17 protein-coding genes and 2 tRNA genes are annotated in these 22478 nt (G+C 66.6%); 13 read left to right on the top strand and 6 right to left on the bottom strand.

Features of this window, described 5'->3' with window-relative positions; translation table 11 throughout:
* The first annotated feature begins 95 nt into the window (after positions 1 to 95).
* From H3H37_RS00575 to H3H37_RS00555, 5 genes are all read left to right on the top strand, one after another.
* Positions 96 to 1835, top strand: a complete 1740-nt coding sequence (locus tag H3H37_RS00575) for an IlvD/Edd family dehydratase (RefSeq protein ID WP_182159038.1) — start codon at positions 96 to 98, stop codon at positions 1833 to 1835.
* 17 nt (positions 1836 to 1852) lie between these two features.
* On the top strand, positions 1853 to 2845 hold the full coding sequence (araD1, locus tag H3H37_RS00570; protein ID WP_182159036.1) for an AraD1 family protein: 993 nt from the start codon (positions 1853 to 1855) through the stop codon (positions 2843 to 2845).
* A complete protein-coding gene (locus H3H37_RS00565; RefSeq protein WP_182159035.1) occupies positions 2842 to 4374 on the top strand; it encodes an aldehyde dehydrogenase (NADP(+)) in 1533 nt (510 codons plus the stop codon). The genes araD1 and H3H37_RS00565 overlap by 4 nt, the downstream gene beginning before the upstream one ends.
* A gap of 28 nt (positions 4375 to 4402) precedes the next feature.
* On the top strand, positions 4403 to 5179 hold the full coding sequence (locus tag H3H37_RS00560) for an SDR family NAD(P)-dependent oxidoreductase (RefSeq protein WP_182159033.1): 777 nt from the start codon (positions 4403 to 4405) through the stop codon (positions 5177 to 5179).
* A gap of 95 nt (positions 5180 to 5274) precedes the next feature.
* Positions 5275 to 6213 (top strand): LysR substrate-binding domain-containing protein, encoded by a 939-nt coding sequence (locus H3H37_RS00555; protein ID WP_182159032.1) that lies wholly within the window; start codon positions 5275 to 5277, stop codon positions 6211 to 6213.
* Positions 6214 to 6295: 82 nt separating this feature from the next.
* Here H3H37_RS00555 and mmsB read toward each other — a convergent pair whose 3' ends face one another.
* The 3 genes from mmsB to chvE all read right to left on the bottom strand — a co-directional run bounded on the left by mmsB (position 6296) and on the right by chvE (position 10257).
* The gene (gene mmsB / locus H3H37_RS00550) at positions 6296 to 7591 is read right to left on the bottom strand and encodes a multiple monosaccharide ABC transporter permease (RefSeq protein ID WP_229218584.1); all 1296 of its coding nucleotides are present in this window, start codon (positions 7589 to 7591) and stop codon (positions 6296 to 6298) included.
* Complete coding sequence (gene mmsA, locus H3H37_RS00545; protein ID WP_182159030.1) at positions 7584 to 9125, bottom strand: multiple monosaccharide ABC transporter ATP-binding protein; 1542 nt, start codon at positions 9123 to 9125, stop codon at positions 7584 to 7586. Before mmsA ends, mmsB begins: the two co-directional genes overlap by 8 nt.
* 64 nt (positions 9126 to 9189) lie before the next feature.
* Positions 9190 to 10257 (bottom strand): multiple monosaccharide ABC transporter substrate-binding protein, encoded by a 1068-nt coding sequence (gene chvE / locus H3H37_RS00540; protein ID WP_182159028.1) that lies wholly within the window; start codon positions 10255 to 10257, stop codon positions 9190 to 9192.
* A gap of 340 nt (positions 10258 to 10597) precedes the next feature.
* Between chvE and H3H37_RS00535 the strand changes: the two genes are divergently transcribed.
* The 5 genes from H3H37_RS00535 to H3H37_RS00515 all read left to right on the top strand — a co-directional run bounded on the left by H3H37_RS00535 (position 10598) and on the right by H3H37_RS00515 (position 15308).
* The gene (locus H3H37_RS00535; RefSeq protein ID WP_182159027.1) at positions 10598 to 11617 is read left to right on the top strand and encodes a 2-dehydro-3-deoxygalactonokinase; all 1020 of its coding nucleotides are present in this window, start codon (positions 10598 to 10600) and stop codon (positions 11615 to 11617) included.
* A 36-nt stretch (positions 11618 to 11653) separates the two neighbouring features.
* Complete coding sequence (gene araD / locus H3H37_RS00530; RefSeq protein ID WP_182159025.1) at positions 11654 to 13381, top strand: L-arabinonate dehydratase; 1728 nt, start codon at positions 11654 to 11656, stop codon at positions 13379 to 13381.
* A complete protein-coding gene (locus H3H37_RS00525) occupies positions 13381 to 14271 on the top strand; it encodes an SMP-30/gluconolactonase/LRE family protein (protein WP_182159023.1) in 891 nt (296 codons plus the stop codon). Before araD ends, H3H37_RS00525 begins: the two co-directional genes overlap by 1 nt.
* Before the next feature lie 23 nt (positions 14272 to 14294).
* Positions 14295 to 14924 (top strand): bifunctional 2-keto-4-hydroxyglutarate aldolase/2-keto-3-deoxy-6-phosphogluconate aldolase, encoded by a 630-nt coding sequence (locus H3H37_RS00520; protein WP_182159021.1) that lies wholly within the window; start codon positions 14295 to 14297, stop codon positions 14922 to 14924.
* Between the two features lie 135 nt (positions 14925 to 15059).
* On the top strand, positions 15060 to 15308 hold the full coding sequence (locus tag H3H37_RS00515) for a DUF3297 family protein (protein WP_182159020.1): 249 nt from the start codon (positions 15060 to 15062) through the stop codon (positions 15306 to 15308).
* Positions 15309 to 15313: 5 nt separating this feature from the next.
* Here the strand turns inward: H3H37_RS00515 and H3H37_RS00510 are convergent, their stop codons facing one another.
* Entirely contained in the window at positions 15314 to 16705 is a 1392-nt protein-coding gene (locus tag H3H37_RS00510) for an MFS transporter (protein ID WP_182159018.1), read from the bottom strand.
* A 116-nt stretch (positions 16706 to 16821) separates the two neighbouring features.
* Here H3H37_RS00510 and H3H37_RS00505 point away from each other — a divergent pair, with 116 nt between their 5' ends.
* From H3H37_RS00505 to H3H37_RS00495, 3 genes are all read left to right on the top strand, one after another.
* Entirely contained in the window at positions 16822 to 17688 is an 867-nt protein-coding gene (locus tag H3H37_RS00505; protein ID WP_182159016.1) for a LysR family transcriptional regulator, read from the top strand.
* 90 nt (positions 17689 to 17778) lie between these two features.
* Positions 17779 to 17854: transfer RNA gene (locus tag H3H37_RS00500), tRNA-Gly, on the top strand.
* Positions 17855 to 17905: 51 nt separating this feature from the next.
* A tRNA-Gly gene (locus H3H37_RS00495) sits at positions 17906 to 17981 on the top strand.
* Positions 17982 to 18170: 189 nt separating this feature from the next.
* On the opposite strand, the gene fdhF is transcribed toward H3H37_RS00495, so the two are convergent.
* Both fdhF and H3H37_RS00485 read right to left on the bottom strand, forming a co-directional pair.
* Complete coding sequence (gene fdhF, locus H3H37_RS00490; RefSeq protein ID WP_182159014.1) at positions 18171 to 20837, bottom strand: formate dehydrogenase subunit alpha; 2667 nt, start codon at positions 20835 to 20837, stop codon at positions 18171 to 18173.
* Positions 20825 to 22285: a complex I 51 kDa subunit family protein gene (locus H3H37_RS00485; RefSeq protein ID WP_182159013.1), complete on the bottom strand. Its 1461-nt coding sequence runs from the start codon at positions 22283 to 22285 to the stop codon at positions 20825 to 20827. The genes fdhF and H3H37_RS00485 overlap by 13 nt, the downstream gene beginning before the upstream one ends.
* Positions 22286 to 22478: the final 193 nt, after the last annotated feature.

The raw sequence follows: 22478 nt of genomic DNA, 5'->3' as shown, positions 1-22478 counted from the left end.
GAATAAGTGATTGGATTGTTATGTATGGCCGCACTACCATCACTCATCGCTGCGCGGACGGTCACGTGTGCCGCGCGCTCAACCAGGAGGAATGCATGTCCGCGACAAAGAAAACCAAGCTGCGCTCGGCCGAGTGGTTCGGCACCCAGGATAAGAATGGCTTCATGTACCGCAGCTGGATGAAGAACCAGGGGATACCCGATCACGAATTCCAGGGTAAGCCCATCATCGGCATCTGCAATACCTGGTCTGAACTCACCCCCTGCAACGCCCACTTCCGCCAGCTGGCCGACTACGTCAAGCGCGGCATCCTGGAGGCGGGCGGCTTCCCGGTCGAATTCCCCGTGTTCTCGAACGGCGAATCGAACCTGCGCCCGACCGCCATGCTTACCCGTAACCTGGCTTCCATGGACGTGGAGGAATCGATCCGTGGCAATCCGATGGACGCCGTGGTGCTGCTGGTTGGCTGCGACAAGACCACGCCGGCCCTGCTGATGGGTGCGGCCAGCGTCGACCTGCCCACCATCGTCGTCAGCGGCGGGCCGATGTTGAACGGTAAGCTCAATGGCAAGGACATCGGTTCCGGCACCGCCGTGTGGCAGCTGCATGAGCAGGTCAAGGCCGGCACCATCACCATGCATGAATTCATGAACGCCGAATCGGGCCATTCGCGCTCGGCCGGCACCTGCAACACCATGGGCACGGCGTCCACCATGGCCTGCATGGCCGAGGCGCTGGGCACCAGCCTGCCGCACAACGCGGCCATTCCGGCCGTCGATTCGCGCCGCTACATCCTGGCCCACATGAGCGGCATCCGCATCGTCGAGATGGTGCATGAGGATTTGCGCCTGTCGAAAGTGCTCAAGCGCGAGAACTTCGAAAACGCGATCCGCGTCAACGCCGCCATCGGCGGTTCCACCAACGCCGTGATCCACCTGAAAGCCATCGCCGGCCGCATTGGCGTCGACCTGGCGCTGGAGGACTGGACCCGCATCGGCCGCGGCATGCCCACCATCGTCGACCTGATGCCCTCGGGCCGCTTCCTGATGGAGGAGTTCTATTACGCCGGCGGCCTGCCCGGCGCCATCCGCCGCATGGGCGACGGCAAGCTGCTGCCCCATCCTGATGCGCTCACCGTGAACGGCAAGACGCTGTGGGAGAACTGCCAGGACGCGCCCGTGTACGACGACGAGGTGATCCGCCCGCTGGACAAGCCGCTGCTGGACGATGGCGGCATCTGCATCCTGCGCGGCAACCTGGCGCCGCGCGGCGCCGTGCTCAAGCCGTCCGCCGCCACCCCTGCGCTGATGCAGCACCGTGGCCGCGCCGTGGTGTTCGAGGACTTCGACCACTACAAGGCCCGCATCATCGATCCGGAACTGGAGGTGGACGCCAACTCCGTGCTGGTGATGAAGAACTGCGGCCCCAAAGGCTATCCCGGCATGGCGGAAGTGGGGAACATGGGCCTGCCGCCCAAGCTGCTGGCGCAAGGCGTGACGGACATGGTGCGCATCTCGGACGCGCGCATGAGCGGCACGGCCTACGGCACGGTGGTGCTGCACGTGGCGCCAGAGGCCATGGCCGGCGGCCCGCTGGGCGTGGTGCGCGACGGCGACTGGATCACACTCGATTGCGCTGGCGGCAGCCTGAATCTGGAGATCAGCGACGCCGCGCTGGCCGAGCGCCTGGCCGAACGGGCCGCGCGCCAGCCGGCGACGGCCAAAAGCGGCTACCAGCAGCTCTACATCGACCACGTGCTGCAGGCCGACGAGGGTTGCGACTTCGATTTCCTCGTCGGGAACCGGGGTTCGGCAGTACCCAAGCATTCACACTAAGACTAGCGGGAGACACCATGTTACTGGTTCAATTCAAGACGGAAGACGGGGCGCGCCGCGTGGGCGTGCTCGAACACGACACGATCCGCGTGATCGACGGCTACGACAGCACCTATGCGCTGGCCCAGGCCGCGATCCGCGCCAAGCGTGGTCTGGCCGCGCTGGCCGCTGAAGCGGTTGGCACGGGGACCGAAGATTACGCCACCGTGGCGAACGCGGGCCGCCTGCTGGCGCCGCTCGACCATGCCGACCCGGCGCACTGCTACGTGACCGGCACCGGCCTGACCCACCTGGGCAGCGCCGACACGCGCGACGCCATGCACAAGAAAATCGGCGGCGCCGTCGAAAGCCTGAGCGACAGCATGAAGATGTTCCGCATGGGCGTGGAGGGCGGCAAGCCGCCGGCCGGCACGGCGGGTGTGCAGCCGGAGTGGTTCTACAAGGGCGACGGTTCCATCGTGGCGGCCAGCGGCCAGCCTTTGCGCATGCCTGAATTCGCACTCGACGGCGGCGAGGAGCCGGAGATCGCCGGCCTGTACGTGATCGGCGACGATGGCCAGCCTTACCGCCTCGGCTACGCGATTGGCAACGAGTTCTCCGACCACGTGACGGAGCGGCTGAACTACCTGTACCTGGCGCACTCCAAGCTGCGCGCCTGCGGCCTGGGCCCGGCGCTGCTGGTGGGCGAGCTGCCGCCGCACGTGGAGGGCACCTCGCGCATCCTGGACGGGCAAGGGCAGGTGCGCTGGCAGAAGGCCTTCGTGAGCGGTGAACAAAACATGTCACACACCATCGCCAATCTGGAACACCATCACTTCAAGTATCCGCTGTTCCGCCGCGCGGGCGATGTGCACATCCACTTCTTTGGCACGGCGACGCTGAGCGTGGCCGACAACATCGTCGTCCAGCCCGGTGAGACGTTCGAGATCGCAGCGCCCGCGTTCGGGCCGGCGCTGCGCAACACGCTGGCCACGTACCCGGCCGGCATCGCCAAGGTGACGCCATTATGACGATCACCGGCGAAGCATTCATCGGCGGCATGCCGGTGCGGGGCAAGGGCCAGGGGTTCACGGCCTGGAATCCGACCGAAGGGCAGGCCATGGAACCAGCCTTCCATGCGGTGGACGCGGGCCAGATCGACCTGGCCTGCCGGCTGGCCGAAGCTGCCTTCGACGGCTTCCGCGCCAGTAGCGACGCCCAGCGCGCCACACTGCTGGAGACCATCGGCCGCCAGATCGAGGAACTGGGCGATGCGCTGATCGAACGCGCTTGCGCGGAAAGCGGTCTGCCGCGTGCCCGCATCGAAGGCGAACGCACGCGCACCGTCAACCAGCTCAAGCTGTTCGCGAACCTGCTGCGCGAAGGCGCGTGGAACGAGGTGGTGGTCGAGCGCATGCTGCCCGATCGCACCCCGCCGCGCCCGGACCTGCGGCGCCGCATGATCGGCCTGGGGCCGGTGGCCGTTTTCGGCGCCAGCAATTTCCCGCTGGCGTTCTCGGTGGCCGGCGGCGACACGGCGGCGGCGCTGGCGGCTGGCTGTCCGGTGCTGGTGAAGGCCCACCCGGCCCATCCCGGCACGTCCGAACTGGTGGCGCGCGCCGTGGTCAAGGCGCTGGCCCAGTGCCAGATGCCGGCCGGCGCGTTCGCGTTGCTGACGGGCGCGGGCAACGAGGTGGGACAGGAACTGGTGCGCCATCCGGCCGTCAAGGCGGTGGGATTCACCGGTTCGCGCAGTGGTGGCATGGCGCTGATGGCGCTGGCGGCCGCCCGTCCGCAGCCGATTCCCGTGTATGCGGAAATGAGCAGCATCAACCCCGTGTTCCTGCTGCCGGCTGCGCTGGCCAGCCGCTGCGGCCAGATCGCCACCGATTTCGCGGCCTCGCTGACCATGGGGGTTGGCCAGTTCTGCACCAATCCGGGCCTGCTGCTGGCGCTGGATGGGCCGGATGCGGAGCGCTTCGAACTGGCGGCGGCGCTGGCCGTGGCCGAGGGGCGGGCTGCGCCCATGCTCACGCCGGGCATCGCCCAGGCTTACCAGCGCGGCATGCGCCAGCTGGCCGAGCATCCGCAGGTGGCCACGCTGGCCATGACGGCGCAGGTCGACGGCAAGGGGGCGCCAGCCCTGTTCCGCACCAGCGCCGACGCCTTCCTGGCCCAGCACGCGCTGTCCGACGAGGTGTTTGGGCCTGCGGCCTTGCTGGTGGTGTGCCGCGACCTGGCGCAAATGCGCCAGGTGGCCGAAAGCCTGGAAGGGCAGTTGACGGCGACCCTGCAGATGGACGCCGCCGACCTCGACGCGGCCCAGGCGCTGCTGCCGGTGCTGGAGCGCAAGGTTGGCCGCATCCTGGCCAACGGCTTCCCCACCGGCGTGGAAGTGGCGGCCGCGATGGTCCATGGCGGGCCGTTCCCTGCCACCTCTGACGGGCGCAGCACATCGGTCGGCACGGCGGCGATCCAGCGTTTCCTGCGGCCAGTGGCCTACCAGAACCTGCCGCACGCGTTGCTGCCTTCCGTGCTGCGGGATGATAATGACGCATAACCGTACCCCGCAAACTTTGGAGACAGACATGAAACAATTGGCCACCTACGGCAGCCTGCGCGGCAAGCGGGTATTCATCACCGGCGGCGGCAGCGGCATCGGCGAAACGCTGGTTGCCGCGTTCGCGGGGCAGGGGGCGCTGGTCGCCTTCGTCGACATCGCGCGCGAAGCGAGCGAGGCGCTGTGCCAGCGCGTGGCGCAAGCGGGCCATCCGGCGCCGCAATTCCGCTACTGCGACATCGCCGACATCGCGGCGCTGCGCCAGGCCATGGCTGAACTGGCCGGCCCGGACGGGGTGGACGGCGATTTCGACATCCTGGTCAACAACGCCGCCAACGACCAGCGCCACCAGACAGCCGAGGTGACGCCCGAGTACTGGGACCAGCGCATCGCCATCAACCAGCGGCCCATGTTCTTCACCTGCCAGGCCGTGTTCGAGGGCATGAAGCGCAAGGGTGGGGGTTCCATCATCAACATCAGCTCCATTTCGTGGCACATCAAAGGCGCCGGCTACCCCGTCTACACGACGGCCAAGGCGGCCGTGGTCGGGCTCACGCGCGGGCTGGCGCGCGAGTACGGCGCGCACGGCATCCGCGTGAACACGGTCACGCCGGGCTGGGTGATGACGGAGCGCCAGCTGGCGCTGTGGGTGGACCAGGCGGCCGAGGAGGAAATCAGGAAGAGCCAGTGCCTGCCCGGCAAGCTGCTGCCCGAGCATATCGCGTCCATGACGCTGTTTCTGGCTGCCGATGATGGCGCCATGTGCACGTCCCAGGAATTCATCGTCGACGCCGGCTGGGTCTGAACCCGGCCGCGTCATTGTCCACCCCTTGCCAGCCGGCTGCGCGACCCGCAGCCGGCTTTTTCGCATTCCAGACCAGAGACTGATAATATTTGCCTATGGACATCAACCCCAACTGGTTTCTGCAAGCCCGCCTGAAAACCCGGCAACTGCTGCTGCTGATCGCGCTCGACGAGCAGCGCAACATCCATCGCGCCTCGGAGGAGCTGCACATGACCCAGCCGGCCGCCTCCAAGCAGCTCAAGGAGCTGGAGGACATGCTGGGCGTGCAGTTGTTCGAGCGCCTGCCGCGCGGCATGGAGCCCACCCTGTACGGCGAAACCATGATCCGCCACGCGCGCATGGCCCTGAACAGCCTGTCGCTGGCGCATGACGACATCGTCGCCGTGAAATCCGGCCTGCAGGGCCAGGTGGAGATCGGCACCATCATGACGCCCGGCCTGGTGCTGCTGCCGCGCGTGCTGACCATGGTGAAGGAGCAGGCGCCCCGGCTGCGGATCGGCGTGCAGATGGAACAGAGCAACGTGCTGCTGGACCAGCTGGAGCGGGGTAGGCTCGACTTCATGATCGGCCGGATACCGGAGCGCGTCAGCGCAGCCGGCCTGCAATACGAGGAGTTGACGGACGAACCGGCCTGCGTGGTGGTGCGGGTGGGCCATCCGCTGCTGGCCGTCGACGGCCTGAAACTGAGCGACATCGCCGACCGGCCGTGGATCCTGCCGCCCCAGGGCAGCATCCTGCGCTCGCGCTGCGACCTGATGTTCCGCCGCGCCGGCCTCACGCCGCCGCTGAACGTGATCGACACCACGGCGCTGCTGCTGGTCACGGCCCTGTTGCAGCAGACCGATTCGCTGCACGTGATGCCGATCGCCGTGGCCCGCTATTACGAATCGCAGAACGTGCTGAGCGTGCTCCCCATCGATCTGCCGTGCCGGATGGATGCTTACGGCATCGTGTCGCTGGACGGCCATCTGCCATCGCCGGGCGCCGAGCTGCTGCTGCGCGCCGTGCGGGCGGTGGCCAAAGAGATCTTCTGAAGGATGAAAAAAAACCCGGCAAGCAGGCGCTTGCCGGGTCAAGAGGGGAGAATGCTTTCCTTGTTTGTTCCCTGCCTTTTTCTTACTTGTTTTTGTGGTAGACGTCCACGAACACGGCCGCCAGCAGCACCAGTCCCTTGATCACTTGCTGGTAATCGATGCCGATGCCCATGATGGACATGCCGTTGTTCATCACACCCATCACGAAGGCGCCGATCACCGCGCCCATCACCTTGCCCACGCCGCCCGAGGCTGAAGCGCCGCCGATGAAGCATGCCGCGATCACGTCCAGTTCGAAGCCGGTGCCCGCTTTCGGCGTGGCCGTGTTCAGGCGGGCCGCGAAGATCAGGCCGGCCAGCGCGGCCAGCACGCCCATGTTGACGAAGGTGGCGAAGCTCACCCGCTCCGTCTTGATGCCGGACAGGCGGCTGGCCTTCTCGTTGCCGCCCACGGCGTACACGCGGCGGCCGATCACGGTGCGGTTGGCGATGAAGGTGTAGGCCATGATCAGCAGCGCCATCACGATCAGCACATTGGGCATGCCCTTGTACGACGCCAGCAGGTAGCTGAAGTAGACGATGGCGGCGGCCAGCAGCGCATTCCGCACCAGGAAGAAGGCCAGCGGTTCATCCGACATGCCGCTGCCCACCAGCCGGGCGCGGGCCCGCAGCTTGACGTAGGCCAGGGCGATTGCCGCCACCACGCCCAGCAGCAGGGAAGTGAGGCGCAAGTCGCCGCCGCTGAACAGTTCCGGGATGAAGCCGGAGCTCAGGTGCTGGAAACCGTCCGGGAACGGGCCGACCGACTGGCCTTGCAGCAGCGCCAGCGTCAGGCCCTTGAACACCAGCATGCCGGCCAGCGTGACGATGAACGAGGGGATCTTGGCGTAGGCGACGAAATAGCCTTGCGCCGCGCCGATCAGGCCACCCACGGCCAGGCACAGCAAGCCGGCGGCCACGTAGTTGATGTTGTAGTTCACGATCAGCACGGCGGCCAGGGCGCCCACGAAGCCCACCACGGAACCCACGGACAGGTCGATATGGCCGGCCACGATCACCATCAGCATGCCGAGCGCCATGATGACGACGTAGCTGTTCTGTAGCAGCAGGTTGGTGATGTTGAGCGGCTCCATCAGGGTGCCGTCGGTCATGAACTGGAAGAAGGCCATGATCAGCACCAGCGAGAACAGCATGCCGTACTCGCGCAGGTTGTTCTTGATGAAGCCCAGCGCCGAGCCGCCCTTGGGTGGCTGCTGCTGCGCGGCCGCAGCCGTGGCCGGGGTTGCAGATGCCGCCGGTCCTGCCGATGCTGCCGGGCCGGTTGGCTTGGCGCGGTTGGCCACTTCGCCGGCGACGCCAGCTTCCATTTGATTACCCATGTTGCTTGTCTCCGTTTAATACGATGGCGCGCATGATTTTTTCCTGCGTCGCTTCGGCCGCGCTGAATTCGCCCACGCAGCTGCCTTCATTGATGACCATGATGCGGTCGCACATGCCCAGCAATTCGGGCATCTCCGACGAAATCATGATGATGCTTTTGCCCTCGGCCACCAGCTGGTTGATGATGGTGTAGATCTCGAACTTGGCGCCCACGTCGATGCCGCGGCTCGGTTCATCGAGGATCAGCACATCCGGTTTCGAGAACAGCCACTTGGCCAGCACCACCTTCTGCTGGTTGCCGCCCGAGAGGTTGAGCGTTTGCTGGAACACGTCGGCGCAGCGGATGCGCAGCTTGCTGCGGAAGTCGTCCGCGACCTGGAATTCGCGCCCCTCGTCGATCACCAGGCGGCGCGCCACGCCGTTCAGGTTGGCCAGGCTGGTGTTGCGCTTGATATCGTCCTGCAGCACCAGTCCCAGCGCCTTGCGGTCCTCGGTCACGTAGGCGATGCCGTGGCCGATGGCCTTCTGCACTGTGCTCACGTCGATAGCCGCGCCGTCCTTGAACGCCTGGCCGCTGATCTTCTGGCCGTAGGAGCGGCCGAAGATGCTCATGGCCAGTTCCGTGCGGCCCGCGCCCATCAGGCCCGCGATGCCCAGCACCTCGCCCTTGCGCACCTTGAGGTCGATGCCCTTGATGACCTGCCGTTCCGCGTTCTCCGGGTGGTGCACGCGCCAGTCGCGCACCTCGAAGCAGGTCTCGCCGATGTTGGGCGTGCGGCGCGGGTAGCGCTCGGCCATGTCGCGGCCCACCATGTGGCGGATGATGCGGTCTTCGCTGATCTGCTCGGCGCGGCAGTCGAAGCTGTCGACCGTGTTGCCGTCCCGGAGCACGGTGATGCTGTCGGCCACCTTGGCGATCTCATTGAGCTTGTGCGAAATGAGGATGGACGAGATGCCTTGCGCCTTCAGTTCCAGCAGCAGCGAGAGCAGGGCGTCGCTGTCGCTTTCGTTCAGGCTGGCCGTCGGTTCGTCCAGGATCAGCAGCTTGACCTGCTTGGACAAGGCCTTGGCGATCTCGATCAACTGCTGCTTGCCCACGCCCAGCCGGTTGACGGGGGTGTCGGGCGCCTCCTTCAGGCCCACCTTGCGCAGCAGTTCGCGCGTCTTCTCGTGGGCCGTGTGCCAGTCGATGACGCCACGGCGGCCAGGCTCGTTGCCGAGGAAGATATTCTCGGTGATCGACAACAGCGGCACCAGCGCCAGTTCCTGGTGGATGATGATGATGCCCGCGTGCTCGCTGTCGGCGATGTCGCGGAACGCGCGCACCTGGCCTTGGTAATGGATGTCGCCGCTGTAGCTGCCGTGCGGGTAGACGCCGCTCAGCACCTTCATCAGCGTGGATTTGCCGGCGCCGTTCTCGCCGACGATGGCGTGGATCTCGCCGTCGCGCACCTTCAGGTTCACATGGTCGAGCGCAACAACGCCCGGAAAAGTCTTCCTTATCCCGCGCATTTCCAGGATGGTATTGGTCATATAGGTTCTCGGACTGTCTTGCATGAATGCCCCGGCGGCGCTGCACACCGCCGGGGCGCGCCGCTTATTTGAACTGCGACTCGCTGTAGTAGCCGCTGCCGCTCACCAGCACCTGTTTCCAGTTATTGATGTCAACGCTGACCGGTTTGAGCAGGTAGGACGGCACCACCTTGACGCCGTTGTTGTAGGTCTTGGTGTCGTTGATCGGCGGCGTTTTGCCGTTCAGGACCGCATCGACCATGTTGGCCGTGACCTTGGCCAGTTCACGCGTATCCTTGAAGATGGTGGAGCGCTGCTCGCCGCGCAGGATGGACTTGACCGAGGCCACTTCCGCGTCCTGGCCCGTCACCACCGGGAACGGCTGCTTCGGCGTGCCATAGCCCACGCCCTTGAGCGAGGACAGGATGCCGATGCTCAGGCCATCATACGGCGACAGCACGGCGTCCACGCGGGCCTTGCCGTAGTTGGCGCTCAGCAGGTTGTCCATGCGGGCCTGGGCCACCGCGCCGTCCCAGCGCAGGGTGGCCACCTTGTCCATGCCGATCTGTTTGCTGCGCACCACCAGCTTGCCCTGGTCCATGTAGGGCTTGAGCACGGACATGGCACCGTTGTAGAAGAAGAAGGCGTTGTTGTCGTCGGCCGAACCGCCGAACAGTTCGATGTTGAACGGGCCCTTGGCATGTTGCAGGTCCAGCGCCTTTTCGATGTACTGGGCCTGCAGCACGCCGACCTGGAAGTTATCGAAGGTGGCGTAGTAGTCGACGTTCTTGGAATTGCGGATCAGGCGGTCGTAGGCGATGACCTTGACGCCCTTGTCCGCCGCCTTTTGCAGCGCGCCGGCCAGCGTGGTGCCGTCGATGGCGGCGATCACCAGCACCTTGGCGCCCTTGGTGATCATGTTTTCAATCTGGGCCAGCTGGTTGGGAATGTCGTCCTCGGCGTATTGCAGGTCGGGCTTATAGCCTTTTTCCTTGAACACCTTGACCATGTTGTCGCCGTCGGCGATCCACCGGGCCGACGACTTGGTCGGCATCGAGATCCCGATCAGTCCTTTATCTTGCGCGCTGGCGTTGGAGACGGCGCCCAGGGCACCCACCATCATCAGGGCGGCAAGCATAGTCTTCATCTTCATTCGTAGTCTCCAGAATCTTATTGGTTTGGTCATGTGGGCCGTGCGGGATCGCCGGCTTACGGATATCGCGCTTGCGGCGGTACGACACAGGCTGCGATGTGTGGATCATAAATATTCCACAGCGCATTACTAATGACTTTTTCCGCAAAAGCGATATCGAAATGGATATACGTATTCTTGGCAGGCTCATCCAAGGCGATAAACACGGGGCCACGGCCAGGGCCGGAAATGGTAGCAGATATCGAAAAAGATATCGGATGTCGAAAATTTCTCATTGGTCAGCCATGGGCGCCGGTCCTAAGATGTGGCTTCTTCCAGCATAGATATCAAAGCGCGCGCCATGAACATTATCACCATCGACTCCGGAACCACCAACAGCCGCTGCTATTTGTGGCGCGACGGGACCCTGCTGGCGCAGGCCGCGGTGGAGGTCGGCGTGCGCGACAGCGCCATCAGCGGCAGCAAGGACGCCCTCAAGCACGCCGTGCGCGACATCATCAAGCTGACGCTGGCCCAGGCCGGGCTGGAGGCGGACGACGTCGGCCTGGTGCTGGCCAGCGGCATGATCACCTCCAGCCTGGGGCTGGTGGAAGTGCCGCACCTGACGGCCCCCGTGGGCCTGGCCGAACTGGCGCGCGGCATGGTGCGCATGGAGATGCCGGAGGTGTGCGCCCAGCCGATCTGGTTCATTCCCGGCGTGCGCAACCAGAGCCACAAGGTCACCCTGCTCAACCACGAGGCGATGGACATGATGCGCGGCGAGGAGACGGAGACCATGGGCCTGCTGCGCCGCCTGGAGCTGAGCGGCCACGCCTTGCTGGTGCTGCCCGGCTCGCACACCAAGCTGGTCAGCATCGACCAGGCGCAGCGCATCACCGGCTGCGCCACCACGCTGTCGGGCGAACTGCTGCAGGCCATCACCCAGCATACCCTGATTTCCCAGTCGCTGGGCGCCCAGTTCGGGCGCGAACTGCGGCCGGACATGCTGCTGGCCGGCGCCTCCACGGCCCAGCGCACCGGCCTGGCGCGCGCCTGCTTCAGCGTGCGCACGCTGGCGCAGTTCACCGATCTGCAGCACGACGACCGCGCCAGCTTCCTGCTCGGCGCCGTGCTGTCGGACGACGTGCTGGCCCTGAAAAACAGCAGCGCCATCCAGATGCGGCCCGACACCACCATCGTCATCTGCGGCAAACCGATGCTGCGCGACGCGCTGGCGCTGCTGATCGAAGATAACGGATTCTTTTACGGCCGGCGCATCGTCGCCACCGATGCGCAGCAGGCCGGCTTGTCCGGCGCCGGCGCGATGGCGGTGGCGGCGGCGCGCGGGCTGGTGCCGGCCGACGCGGCCCTCGCGCTCTGAGCGGCACCTTCATTCACCTCACTACGCAGACATAACATGACCGAGACGAAAAAACGCACGTTGCGCTCCCAGCACTGGTTCGGCGGCAACGACAAGGACGCCTTCATCCACCGTAGCTGGATGAAGAACCAGGGCATCCCGGACGATGCCTTCGATGGCCGGCCCGTGATCGGCATCTGCAACACCTGGTCCGAGCTCACGCCCTGCAATGCCCACTTCCGCGACCTGGCCGAAGCCGTCAAGCGCGGCGTGCTGGAGGCGGGCGGCCTGCCGGTGGAATTCCCCGTCATGTCGCTGGGCGAATCGAATCTGCGGCCCACGGCCATGTTGTTCCGCAACCTGGCCAGCATGGACGTGGAAGAATCGATCCGCGCCAACCCGCTCGACGGCGTGGTGCTGCTGACGGGCTGCGACAAGACCACCCCGGCGCTGCTGATGGGCGCGGCCAGCGTGGACCTGCCCACCATCGTGCTGTCCGGCGGCCCCATGCTGAACGGCAATTACCGGGGCAAGCCGATCGGTTCCGGCACCGACGTGTGGAAGTTTTCCGAGGAAGTGCGCAGCGGCCGCATGACGCAGACCCAGTTCAAGGAAGCCGAATCGTGCATGTCGCGTTCGGCCGGCCATTGCATGACGATGGGCACCGCGTCCACCATGGCCGCCATGGTCGAAGCGCTGGGCGTGGCCTTGCCGGGCAACGCCGCCATCCCCGCCGTTGATGCGCGCCGCAAGCTGCAAGCGCAGATGACGGGCCGGCGCATCGTCGGCATGGTGCATGAAGACCTGCGCCTGTCGCACGTGCTGACCCGCGCCGCGTTCGAGAACGCCATCATGGTCAACGGCGCCATCGGCGGCTCCACCAACGCTGTGGTGCACCTGCTGGCCATCGCCGGACGCATCGGCGTGGAACTGACGCTGGCCGACTGGGACCGCCTGGGCCGCGACATGCCCTGCCTGCTGAACCTGATGCCGTCCGGGCAGTACCTGATGGAGGACTTCTACTACGCCGGCGGCCTGCCCGTGGTGATGCGCGAACTGCTGGGCAAACTACACGGCGCGGCCTTCACCGTGACCGGCGCCAGCGTGGCCGACAACGTGGCGCACGCCGAGAACTTCAACCCCGAAGTGATCCACCCGCTGGCCGCGCCGTTCAAGGACGATGGCGGCATCGCCGTCCTGAAGGGCAACCTGGCCCCGCGCGGCGCCATCATCAAACCGTCGGCCGCGTCGCCCGCGCTGATGCGGCACCGGGGCAGGGCGGTGGTGTTCGACAGCATCGAGCACTACAAGCGCCGCATCGACGACCCCGAACTGGAGATCGATGCCGACAGCGTGATGGTGCTGCAGAACTGCGGCCCCAAAGGCTATCCCGGCATGGCCGAAGTGGGCAACATGGGCCTGCCGAAGAAGCTGCTGGCGCAAGGCGTGACGGACATGGTGCGCATCTCGGACGCGCGCATGAGCGGCACCGCGTTCGGCACCGTGGTGCTGCACGTGGCCCCGGAAGCAGCCATGGGCGGCCCGCTGGCGCTGGTGCGCGACGGCGACATGATCGAGCTCGATGTGCCCAACCGCCGCCTGCACCTGGAAGTGGATGATGCGGAGCTGGCGCGCCGCAAGGAGGCCTGGCGCGCGCCGGAACCGGCCATGCGCGGCGGCTACCAGTCCATGTACACGGAGCACGTGCTGCAGGCCGACCAGGGCGTGGACCTGGACTTCCTGGTCGGCTGCCGTGGTTCGGCCGTGCCGCGCGAGTCGCACTGATGGTTGCCGCATTGCCCCTGCTGGTGGATGCCTGCGATGAACTGGGCGAGGGCGTGCTGTGGTGCGAACGCAGCGCGCGCGTCTACTGGACCGACATCCACGGCGCGCGCCTGCACAGCTACAGTCCCGCCACCGGCGAACACCGGCTGTGGCCCTTGCCCGAACGGCTGTGCAGCTTCGCGCTGACAGCCGATCCCGACCTGCTGCTGGCCGGGCTGGCCTCGCGCCTGGCCTGGCTGGACCTGCGCGGCGGCACGGTGACCACCATCATGGCGGTGGAGCCGGACTTGCCGCATACCCGCGTCAACGACGGGCGCTGCGACCGCCAGGGCCGTTTCGTGTTCGGCACGCTGGACGAACGCGCCGAGAAGCAGGCCATCGGCGGCTACTACCGGCTCAATACCGATCTGACCCTGGAGCGGCTGCCGCTGCCCGCGTGCGCGATCGCCAACAGCATCTGTTTCGGCCTCGATGGCGACACCATGTACTACAGCGACACGCTGCGCCAGACCATTGAGCGTTGGGACGGTTATGGCAGCAGCGCGCCGGCCCGCACCGCCATCTTCGCCGACCTGCGCGGCAGCGATGCCTGGCCCGATGGCTCCATCATCGACGCGCAAGGCTATCTGTGGAACGCACAGTGGGGCGCCTCGCGCGTGGCGCGCTACGCGCCGGACGGCACGCTGGCGGGGACCTGGGCGCTACCCGTCTCCCAGCCCAGTTGCCCCTGCCTGGGTGGCGCCGGACTTGACCAGTTGTTTGTCACGACGGCGTGGGAAGGAATGGACGCGCAGACGCGGGCCGCGCAAGCGCAGGCGGGCGGCTTGTTCGGGGCAGTGCTGGAAGGTGCGCGCGGCGTGCCGGAACCGCGCTTCGGCGCCTTGCCTTGAACTCAAACGAACGGAAACCCGACATGTACAAACACGAATTGATGCAAACCTTGCTGCGCCGTCCGATGGTGGCCATCGTGCGCGCCGCCTCGGCCAGCGACGCGCTGAAACTGGCTGAAGCCTGCATCGCCGGCGGCATGACGGCGCTGGAAGTGGCGTTCACCACGCCGGACACGCTGGACGTGCTGCGCACCCTGCGCCAGCGCCATGGCGACAGCCTGCTGCTGGGCGCGGGAACGGTGCTGGACCCGGAGACGGCGCGGCTGGCCATCCTGGCCGGCGCGCGCATGATCATTTCGCCCGCCGTCAGCGTGGAGACGATACGCCTGTGCCAGCGCTACCAGGTGCTGTCCATGCCCGGCGCGGTGACGCCCACCGAGATCGTGGCGGCGATGGAGGCGGGCGCGGACCTGGTCAAGATCTTCCCGGCCGAGACGCTGGGCCCGGCCTACCTGAAGGCGCTGCGCGCACCGCTGCCGCAGGCGCCGCTGATGCCGACCGGCGGCGTGACGGTGGAAAACCTGCCCGAATGGTTTGCCAACGGCGCGCTGGCCGTCGGCATCGGCGGCAGCCTGACGGCGCCGGCCGCGCAGGGCGACTACCGGGCCGTGACCGAGCGGGCCGCCCGCTTTGTCGAACGGCTGGGCGCCTAAACCCCCAACCGGGGTCAGGTCATACCATCAAGCAAGATACGCGCATCTTGCTTGATGGTATGACCTGACCCCGGTTGGGGGGATGCGATTCTGGAGCCGTTGTCTCGCCGCCCGATCTCGTGGATAATTGCGGCCATGAACGATACCTCCACTCTCCCCCCATTGCCCGACCGCCTGTCGGTCGATCCGCGCAGCCCTTTCCACAATGTGGACGTGTTGCAGAATGACATCGGCATCAAGATCAACGACAAGGAACGTCGCGACGTCGAGGAATACTGCGTCAGCGAAGGCTGGATCAAGGTTGCCGCCGGCAAGACGCTGGACCGCAAAGGCCGCCCCATGCTGATCAAGCTGACGGGCCGCGTCGAAGTCTTCTACAAGTAAGCCATTTACCCCACTGTGGCGGGACGGACCTGGCCAGGCCGGGTCCAGCCCGCTGTCGCCGTTGCCGCCAGCAGCAAGGCGGCGCAGATGGCCATCACCATCCGCACGCCGACCGTGATGGCCGCGCCGTCGCCATGGGCCACGATGGCGCCAAACATGGCCACGCCGGCCGCACCACCGACCTGACGCGCCGTATTCAGCACGGCCGACGCGGTTCCCGCCTGTTCCTTTTCCACGCTCGATAAGATCGCCGTCGTCATCGGCGGCACGGCCAGTCCCATGCCGGCCGGGATCAGCACCAGCCCTGGCAGCATGGCCGGGAAGCTGCTCGCCGGGCCGATCCCGAACGCGCCCAGCAGCGCGTAGCCGGTCGCGCAGATCAGACCACCGATCACCATGGGCGTACGCAAGCCCGAGCGTGCCACCAGCCTGCCGCTGGCAATGTTCGAGAAAATGAAGGTGCCCGTGAGCGGCAGGAAGGCCAGTCCAGTCTCCATGACGCTGTAGCCGCGCACGCGCTGCAAATAAAAGCTGAGCACGAAGATCATGCCGTAGTAGGTGAAGTTGACCAGCACCCCGAACAGCACGGCGCCCGAAAACGGCAGGCTGGCAAATAACTTCAATGGCAGCATGGGCGAGGCCGCGCGGCGCTCGACGGCGATAAAGGCCACGCTGGCCACGCCGGCCAGCAGCAAGCCGTCGGCCACCACGGGGTCGGACAGGCCCAGCGACGGCGCTTCGATCACGGCGCCGATCAGGCCAGTCAGCGCCACGATGGCCAGCAGCTGGCCGGCCACGTCCAGGTGGCGCGAGGGCGCCTTGCCGGCCACGCGCGGCACCACCATCCACGTCAGCGCGCAACCGGCCAGGCAGATCGGCACGTTGACCCAGAAGATGCCGCGCCATCCGCCCATGGTCAGCAGCAGGCCGCCGATCACGGGGCCGGCTGCGATGGAGACGCCGCCGGCCGCCGTCCACCAGCCGATGGCCTTGGCGAGACGCGCCGGATCATGCCGGTAGGCCGCATTGAGGATGGCCAGTGAACTGGGCACCAGCAGCGCCGCGCCGACGCCCTGCAAGGCCCGGGCGAGGTTCAGCAGCAGCACCGTGGGCGCCAGCGCGCACGCGGCCGAGGCCAGCATGAACAGGACAAAACCCGCCAGGAACACCGTGCGCGAACCGAACTTGTCCCCCATGACGCCCGCCGACAGCAGGAACACGGCGAAGCCCAGCGTGTAGGCGTCCACCACCCATTGCAGTGCCCCCACGCCGGCGTGCAGGTCGGCGCCCATGCGGGGCAGGGCCACGTTGACGATGGTCACGTCCAGCTGGACGATGATGAAGGCGAAGCTGCAGGCCAGCAGCAGGGCCGGTGAAGTGGCGCGGTCGTTGGACAAGGCGGTTCCTCGATGGTGGTGGGATGGTGGTTGGTGTCACTATACGGCGGTTTGATTATTTAAAAAAATGAATAATAATGATGGAATCTATCGTTTTTTGAGAACTGGAAGACGGCATGGAACTTTCCGCCTTACGCATCTTCAAAGCCGTGGCCGAGGAGGGCAGTGTGACGCTGGCGGCCACGCGCCTGAACCGCGTGCAATCGAACGTGTCGGCCCGCCTGACGCAGCTGGAGGAATCGCTGGGCGTGGCCTTGTTCCACCGCACCGGGCGTGGTTTGCAAATCACGGCCGAAGGGGACCGCTTGCTGGCCTATGCGGACCGCCTGCTGCAACTGGCCGACGAGGCGCAAGCGGCCATGCGTCCCGATCAACAGCCAGCGGGCCAGTTGCGCATCGGCGCGATGGAGACCACGGCCGCCGCCCGTCTGCCCAAGGTGCTGGCGGCGTTCAACCGCCAGCATCCGCAAGTGGACCTGGTGCTGGAAACGGGGCCGACCGACCATTTGCTCGACGGCGTGCTGCGGCATCGACTCGACCTGGCGCTGGTGGCGGCGCCCGTGCCCCACGCGGAACTGGAACAGCAGCCCGTGTTCGCCGAGGAGCTGGTGCTGATCACGGGTCCGGCGCACCCGCCCGTGCGTGCGCCGCAGGATGTGGCGCGCCGTAACCTGCTGGTGTTCCGGTCCGGCTGCACGTACCGGCGCCGGCTGGAGGCGTGGTTCGCCGAGTCCGGCGTGGCGCCTGGGCGTATCTCCGAGTTCGGCACGTTCGAAGCCATCATCGGCTGCGTGGCGGCCGGCATGGGGGTGGCATTGATGCCGATGGAGATCATCAGCCAGCGCAAGCTGGGTCGGACCATCCAGGTGCACACGCTGCCACCGGCCGTCGCCCAGGTCGAGACCATGCTGGTGTGGCGCAAGGACGTGCTCTATCATCCGGCGCGGGCGGCGTTCGCGGCGGCGCTGGCGCCCGCGACTTGATCTCGCGTATGCAATTTCAGGAAATTTTATCGAAAGCGCTATCGGGCACTTGAAAAAAACGGTGGCCCTCTGCTATAGTTCTGCCTCCACGCGGGAGTAGCTCAGTTGGTAGAGCGCAACCTTGCCAAGGTTGAGGTCGAGAGTTCGAGACTCTTCTCCCGCTCCAAACGCTTTATAGCGGATGGCGGTGCGCGGTGGACGTGGTAACAACTCCTATGCGGGAGTAGCTCAGTTGGTAGAGCGCAACCTTGCCAAGGTTGAGGTCGAGAGTTCGAGACTCTTCTCCCGCTCCAGAATTCAAGAAAGGGAAGCCGTTTGGCTTCCCTTTTTGCTTATGCGGACATCAATCTTGTCGCGCTGCCCATAAATCGGGCACTTTATATTTTTCCCTTAAAAATCAGTTGCTTGGTGGGGCGTGGATGGGCTTGTTAACAAGCTTATCCACAGAAGCTGTTAACAAAGCCACTGAAAGTTCACGTCACTCATGCTGGCGTTACGCAGACCGCCGTCACCTTGTACTCGGGCGTGTGCGCCAGCCGGTCGCGGTGCGGTGAGGTGAGCCGGTTCACGTGCAGGTCGGGCCGGTGGAAGGTGGTGAACAGTTCACCGGGCTTGACGCGGGGGCTGATCCGCAGCGGCAGCTCCACTTCGCCGTAGCGGCTGCGCACGCGCACGCGCGTGCCGTCCGTCAGGCCAAGACGGGTCGCGTCGGCGGGCGCCATGTCGAGCAGGTCGCTGGCCTCCAACTGCGCGTTGGCGCCACGGTAGGTCATGGTGCCGGCGTTGAAGTGGTACAGGCCGCGTCCCGTCACCAGCGTGAACGGGTAGTCGGGATCGCATTGCTCGGGCGTGGCCACGTACGGTATCTGCGCCAGCCGCGCGCGCGTGGCGCCGGCGAAGCTGTCGCCATGCAGGATGGGGGTGCCCGGATGGGCGTCGTCGTCGCGCTGGGGGCAGGGCCAGTGCAGGCTTTCCGATTCCAGGCGCCGGTAACTGAGGCCGGAACCGGCCGGCCACACGACCCGCACTTCGTCCCAGATCGCTTGCGGTCCGTCGAAGCTGAAGCCTTGCCCGTGGCCCATGCGCTGGGCCAGTTGCTGGATGATCCACCAGTCCGGGCGTGCATCGCCGGGCGGCGGCACGGCTGCGCGCACGCGCTGCACGCGGCGGTCGGAGTTCATGAAGGTGCCGTCGCGTTCGAACACGCTGGCGGCGGGGAAGAACACGGTGCCAAAGGCGCGCGCCGTCTCGTTGAGGAACAGGTCCTGCACGATCACGCAGTCAAGCTGCCCCAGGGCTTGCGCGCTGGCGTGCTGGTTGGCCAGCGACATGTAGACGTCGTAGCCGAACGCCCACAGCGCTTTGACTTTGCCGGCCGCCGCGCCGTCCAGCATCTGCATCAAATCCAGGCCATCGGTGGTGGGCAGGGTGCCGCCCCAGATTGATTCGAACACGGTGCGTGCTTGCGCGATCGGTTGTGAGCCGGTCAGCGTGGCTGGTTCGCAGCCCATCTGCGCCGAGCCCTGCACATTGTTCTGGCCGCGTAGCGGGTTGATGCCGCTGCCGGCGCGGCCCAGGTTGCCTGTCAACAGCGCCAAGTTGATCAAGGCCATCACGCCTTCCGTGCCTTGCGTGTGTTCCGTCATGCCCAGGCCGTGGAAGCACATGGCGGGCGCGCTGCTGGCGTACAGGCGGGCGGCGGCGCGGATGTCGGCCGCGTCCACCCCGCACTGCGCGCTGACCGCCTCGGGCGCGTAGGCGCGCAGGAAAGCCGCAAAGTCGTCGAGGCCGTCGACGCGGCGGGCCACGAAGCCCGCATTCACCAGGCCTTCTTCGATGATGGCGGCGGCCATGGCGTTGAACAACAGGACATTGGCGCCGGGCCGCACGGCCAGGTGGATCTGCGCGTATTCGGCCAGTTCCGTGCGGCGCGGATCGACCACAATCAGCGCCGCGCCCTTCAACACGGCCTGCTTGATGCGGGCGCCGACGATGGGATGGTTCTCGGTCGGATTGCAGCCGCACAGCAGGAAACAGTGGGCCTGTTCGATGTCGTCGAAGCCGTTGGTGGCCGCGCCCGTGCCCAGCATGGCCTTGAGCGCCTTGGCCGACGGCGTGTGGCACACGCGCGCGCAGCAGTCGACGTTGTTGGTGCCGATGACCATGCGCGCGAATTTCTGCACCAGGTAGTTTTCCTCGTTGGTGGCGCGGGCCGAGCCAAGCACGCCGATGGCGTCCGCGCCGTGCTGGTCGCGGATGCGGCGCAGTGCAGCGGCGGTGTGGTCCAGCGCTTCGTCCCAACTGACGGCGCGCCAGCCGTCGCCGTCGCGCAGCATCGGTGTCGTGATGCGGTCCGGCGCGTGGTTGTATTCGAAGGCGTAGCGGCCCTTGACGCACAGGTGGCCGTGATTGACCGGGTGCTGGGCCGGCCGCACGGTCACCACCTTGCCATCGCGGCTGCCCACGTCCATCTGGCAGCCGACGCCGCAATACACGCAGGTGCTGCGCGTCCATTGCGTGGCCGATGCTGGTGCGCCGCCCCGGTCGAAGATGGCGCCGGTGGGGCAGGTGTCGGCGCAGGCGCCGCAGGAGACGCAGCCGCTGTCTCGCAGCGAGCCGCCCAGCGCGCTGCCCACGTGGGTGCGTTCGCCGCGCTGCCACACCTGCCACACGAACTGGCCTTGCAGCTCGTCGCAGATGCGCACGCAACGGTTGCACGAGATGCAGCGGTCCATCGCCACGCCCAGCCTTGGATGGCTGTCGTCGGCATAGCGCTCCAGCCAGGGCGCGCCGCCGGCGGCCACGCCGTAGCGGGCCAGCAGCCGGTGGAAGGGGCGCTCCGGTTCCGCTGCCACGGCTTCGGCCGGGTAGCGCGCGGCCAGCAGCGACAGATTGGTGTGGCGCAGTGCTTCGATGGCCGGTGTGGCGGTCCGCACGGCCATGCCTTCCGTGACGATGGTGGTGCAACTGGATACAGGGCGTGGCTCGCCTTCGATCTCCACCACGCACATACGGCAGCCACCCGAGGGACGCACGCGATCGTCGTGGCACAGGTGGGGGATGTCGCGCCGGGCCGCCAGCAGCACGTGCAGCAGCGTGTCGCCCGCTTGCGCCGTGTGGGGTACGCCGTCGATGGTCAGATGAAGCATGATGCCAGCTCCTCGGGATAATGACGGGCGATCGATTGCGCGAATTCGGCCAGCCCCCGGCCATGGCCGCACAGGCTGGTGGCGGCCAGCGCCTCGACCAGCGCGCGCCAGCGCTGGCCGTCGCCGCGCTGGCCAGCCGCCGCTTGCGTGGCCATGCGCGCCAGCTCCGGACTACCAAGGTGGCAGGGCGTGCATTTGCCGCACGATTCCAGCGCGCCGAAGCGGAACACGTGGGCCACCAGTTCCGCGATGGAGGTGGCGTCCGTCACGGCCAGCACGCCGCCATGGCCGACGGCGCCGCCGGCGGCCTGCATGGCGCTGTAGTCGAGCAGGGTGTCGAACTGCGACGGCGGCAGCAGGCCGGCCAGCGGCCCGCCCACCATCAGGCCCGTCAGTTTGCCGCGCCGCACGCCCTGGCCCAGCATCTCCACGATGGTCCGCAGGCTGATGCCGAATTCGACTTCGTACAGGCCGGGGCGGCGGAACAGGGAGCTGAGCGACAGCAGCTTGGTGCCCGTGCTGCCGTCCGTGCCCAGCGCCGCGTAGCGCGCTGCGCCGTGCTGCATGATCCACGGGATCGCGCACAGGGTTTCCACGTTGTTGACCAGAGTGGGCACGCCTTGCAGGCCGTGGTCCGTGATCTGCGGTGGCCGCAGCCGCGCTTCCGGGCGCCGGCCTTCGATCGCGTTCAGCATGGCCGTCTCTTCGCCGCACAGGTAGCTGCCGTGGCCGACGACCAGTTCCAGATCGAAGCAGTGGGCCGAGCCGGCCACCCGTTGCCCCAGCCAGCCAGCCGAGTAGGCCTGGGCCAGGGCATCGCGCAGCACGGCGGCGGCGCCATCGTATTCCTGGCGCAGGTAGATGATGCCGTGGGTGGCGCCCACCGTCACGCCGGCGATCAGCATCGCTTCGATCAGGCGGAAGGGATCGGCTTCCATCAGCATGCGGTCGCTGAAGGCGCCGGGATCGCCTTCGTCGGCGTTGGCGACCACGTATTTCCGGGTCGTGTCATGTTGCGCCACCTTGCGCCATTTGGCGCCAGTGGGATAGCCGGCGCCGCCCCTTCCCCGCAAACCCGACGCGTCCAGCGCCTGCAGCACGGCTTGCGGCCCCAGCGCCAGGGCTTGGCGCAAGCCGGCGCCGCCACCGCCAGCCTGGTAGTGTTCCAGATGGCGCACGCCGCCTGCCAGCACGTTGCCCAGCAACACGGTTTCCTCGGCGTGGACTTCGCAATAGGGTGGGGTGGTGTTGCCATGGCTGGCTGGCGCCTGGTAGCACTGGCCCAGGCAGTACACGGGAGCGGGATCATGCGCCAGTTTGGCCCAGCGGGCCGGATCGGCCTCGCGCGCCAGGAAGCAGGCCAGGCCCTGGCAGGACTTGCCCTGCAATCCGACGTGCTCCAGGTGGTAGAAACTGTGCGCCGCGAGATCGCGATGGATGGGTATCATGGAGGGCCCCGTCTATGACTATGTCGCCAGCCTACGCGGTTGGCGTGCCAATTTGGCTGATCCAGATCAAATTTATTTCAGTAAATAATTGACAATGGCTAGCCGGCTGCAACTTGACGCGCCAGCGTCCGTCCAGCGCCCTGGCTGCCCTATAATGGCGAACCGGGCCGGTTGGATCGGCCACTCAAACTCT

Source organism: Rugamonas brunnea, assembly GCF_014042345.1.
GTDB classification, from domain to species: Bacteria; Pseudomonadota; Gammaproteobacteria; order Burkholderiales; family Burkholderiaceae_D; genus Rugamonas; species Rugamonas brunnea.
The sequence above is the reverse complement of the archived record's forward strand: the minus strand, read 5'-3'. Positions and strand labels throughout refer to the sequence as shown.

Excerpts from the sequence above, each read along its gene's own strand:
- H3H37_RS00575 (WP_182159038.1), top strand. The coding sequence starts at position 96 with ATGTCCGCGACAAAGAAAACCAAGCTGCGCTCGGCCGAGTGGTTCGGC.
- araD1 (WP_182159036.1), top strand. The coding sequence starts at position 1,853 with ATGTTACTGGTTCAATTCAAGACGGAAGACGGGGCGCGCCGCGTGGGC.
- H3H37_RS00565 (WP_182159035.1), top strand. The coding sequence starts at position 2,842 with ATGACGATCACCGGCGAAGCATTCATCGGCGGCATGCCGGTGCGGGGC.
- H3H37_RS00560 (WP_182159033.1), top strand. The coding sequence starts at position 4,403 with ATGAAACAATTGGCCACCTACGGCAGCCTGCGCGGCAAGCGGGTATTC.
- H3H37_RS00555 (WP_182159032.1), top strand. The coding sequence starts at position 5,275 with ATGGACATCAACCCCAACTGGTTTCTGCAAGCCCGCCTGAAAACCCGG.
- mmsB (WP_229218584.1), bottom strand. The coding sequence starts at position 7,591 with ATGGGTAATCAAATGGAAGCTGGCGTCGCCGGCGAAGTGGCCAACCGC.
- mmsA (WP_182159030.1), bottom strand. The coding sequence starts at position 9,125 with ATGACCAATACCATCCTGGAAATGCGCGGGATAAGGAAGACTTTTCCG.
- chvE (WP_182159028.1), bottom strand. The coding sequence starts at position 10,257 with ATGAAGATGAAGACTATGCTTGCCGCCCTGATGATGGTGGGTGCCCTG.
- H3H37_RS00535 (WP_182159027.1), top strand. The coding sequence starts at position 10,598 with ATGAACATTATCACCATCGACTCCGGAACCACCAACAGCCGCTGCTAT.
- araD (WP_182159025.1), top strand. The coding sequence starts at position 11,654 with ATGACCGAGACGAAAAAACGCACGTTGCGCTCCCAGCACTGGTTCGGC.
- H3H37_RS00525 (WP_182159023.1), top strand. The coding sequence starts at position 13,381 with ATGGTTGCCGCATTGCCCCTGCTGGTGGATGCCTGCGATGAACTGGGC.
- H3H37_RS00520 (WP_182159021.1), top strand. The coding sequence starts at position 14,295 with ATGTACAAACACGAATTGATGCAAACCTTGCTGCGCCGTCCGATGGTG.
- H3H37_RS00515 (WP_182159020.1), top strand. The coding sequence starts at position 15,060 with ATGAACGATACCTCCACTCTCCCCCCATTGCCCGACCGCCTGTCGGTC.
- H3H37_RS00505 (WP_182159016.1), top strand. The coding sequence starts at position 16,822 with ATGGAACTTTCCGCCTTACGCATCTTCAAAGCCGTGGCCGAGGAGGGC.
- fdhF (WP_182159014.1), bottom strand. The coding sequence starts at position 20,837 with ATGCTTCATCTGACCATCGACGGCGTACCCCACACGGCGCAAGCGGGC.
- H3H37_RS00485 (WP_182159013.1), bottom strand. The coding sequence starts at position 22,285 with ATGATACCCATCCATCGCGATCTCGCGGCGCACAGTTTCTACCACCTG.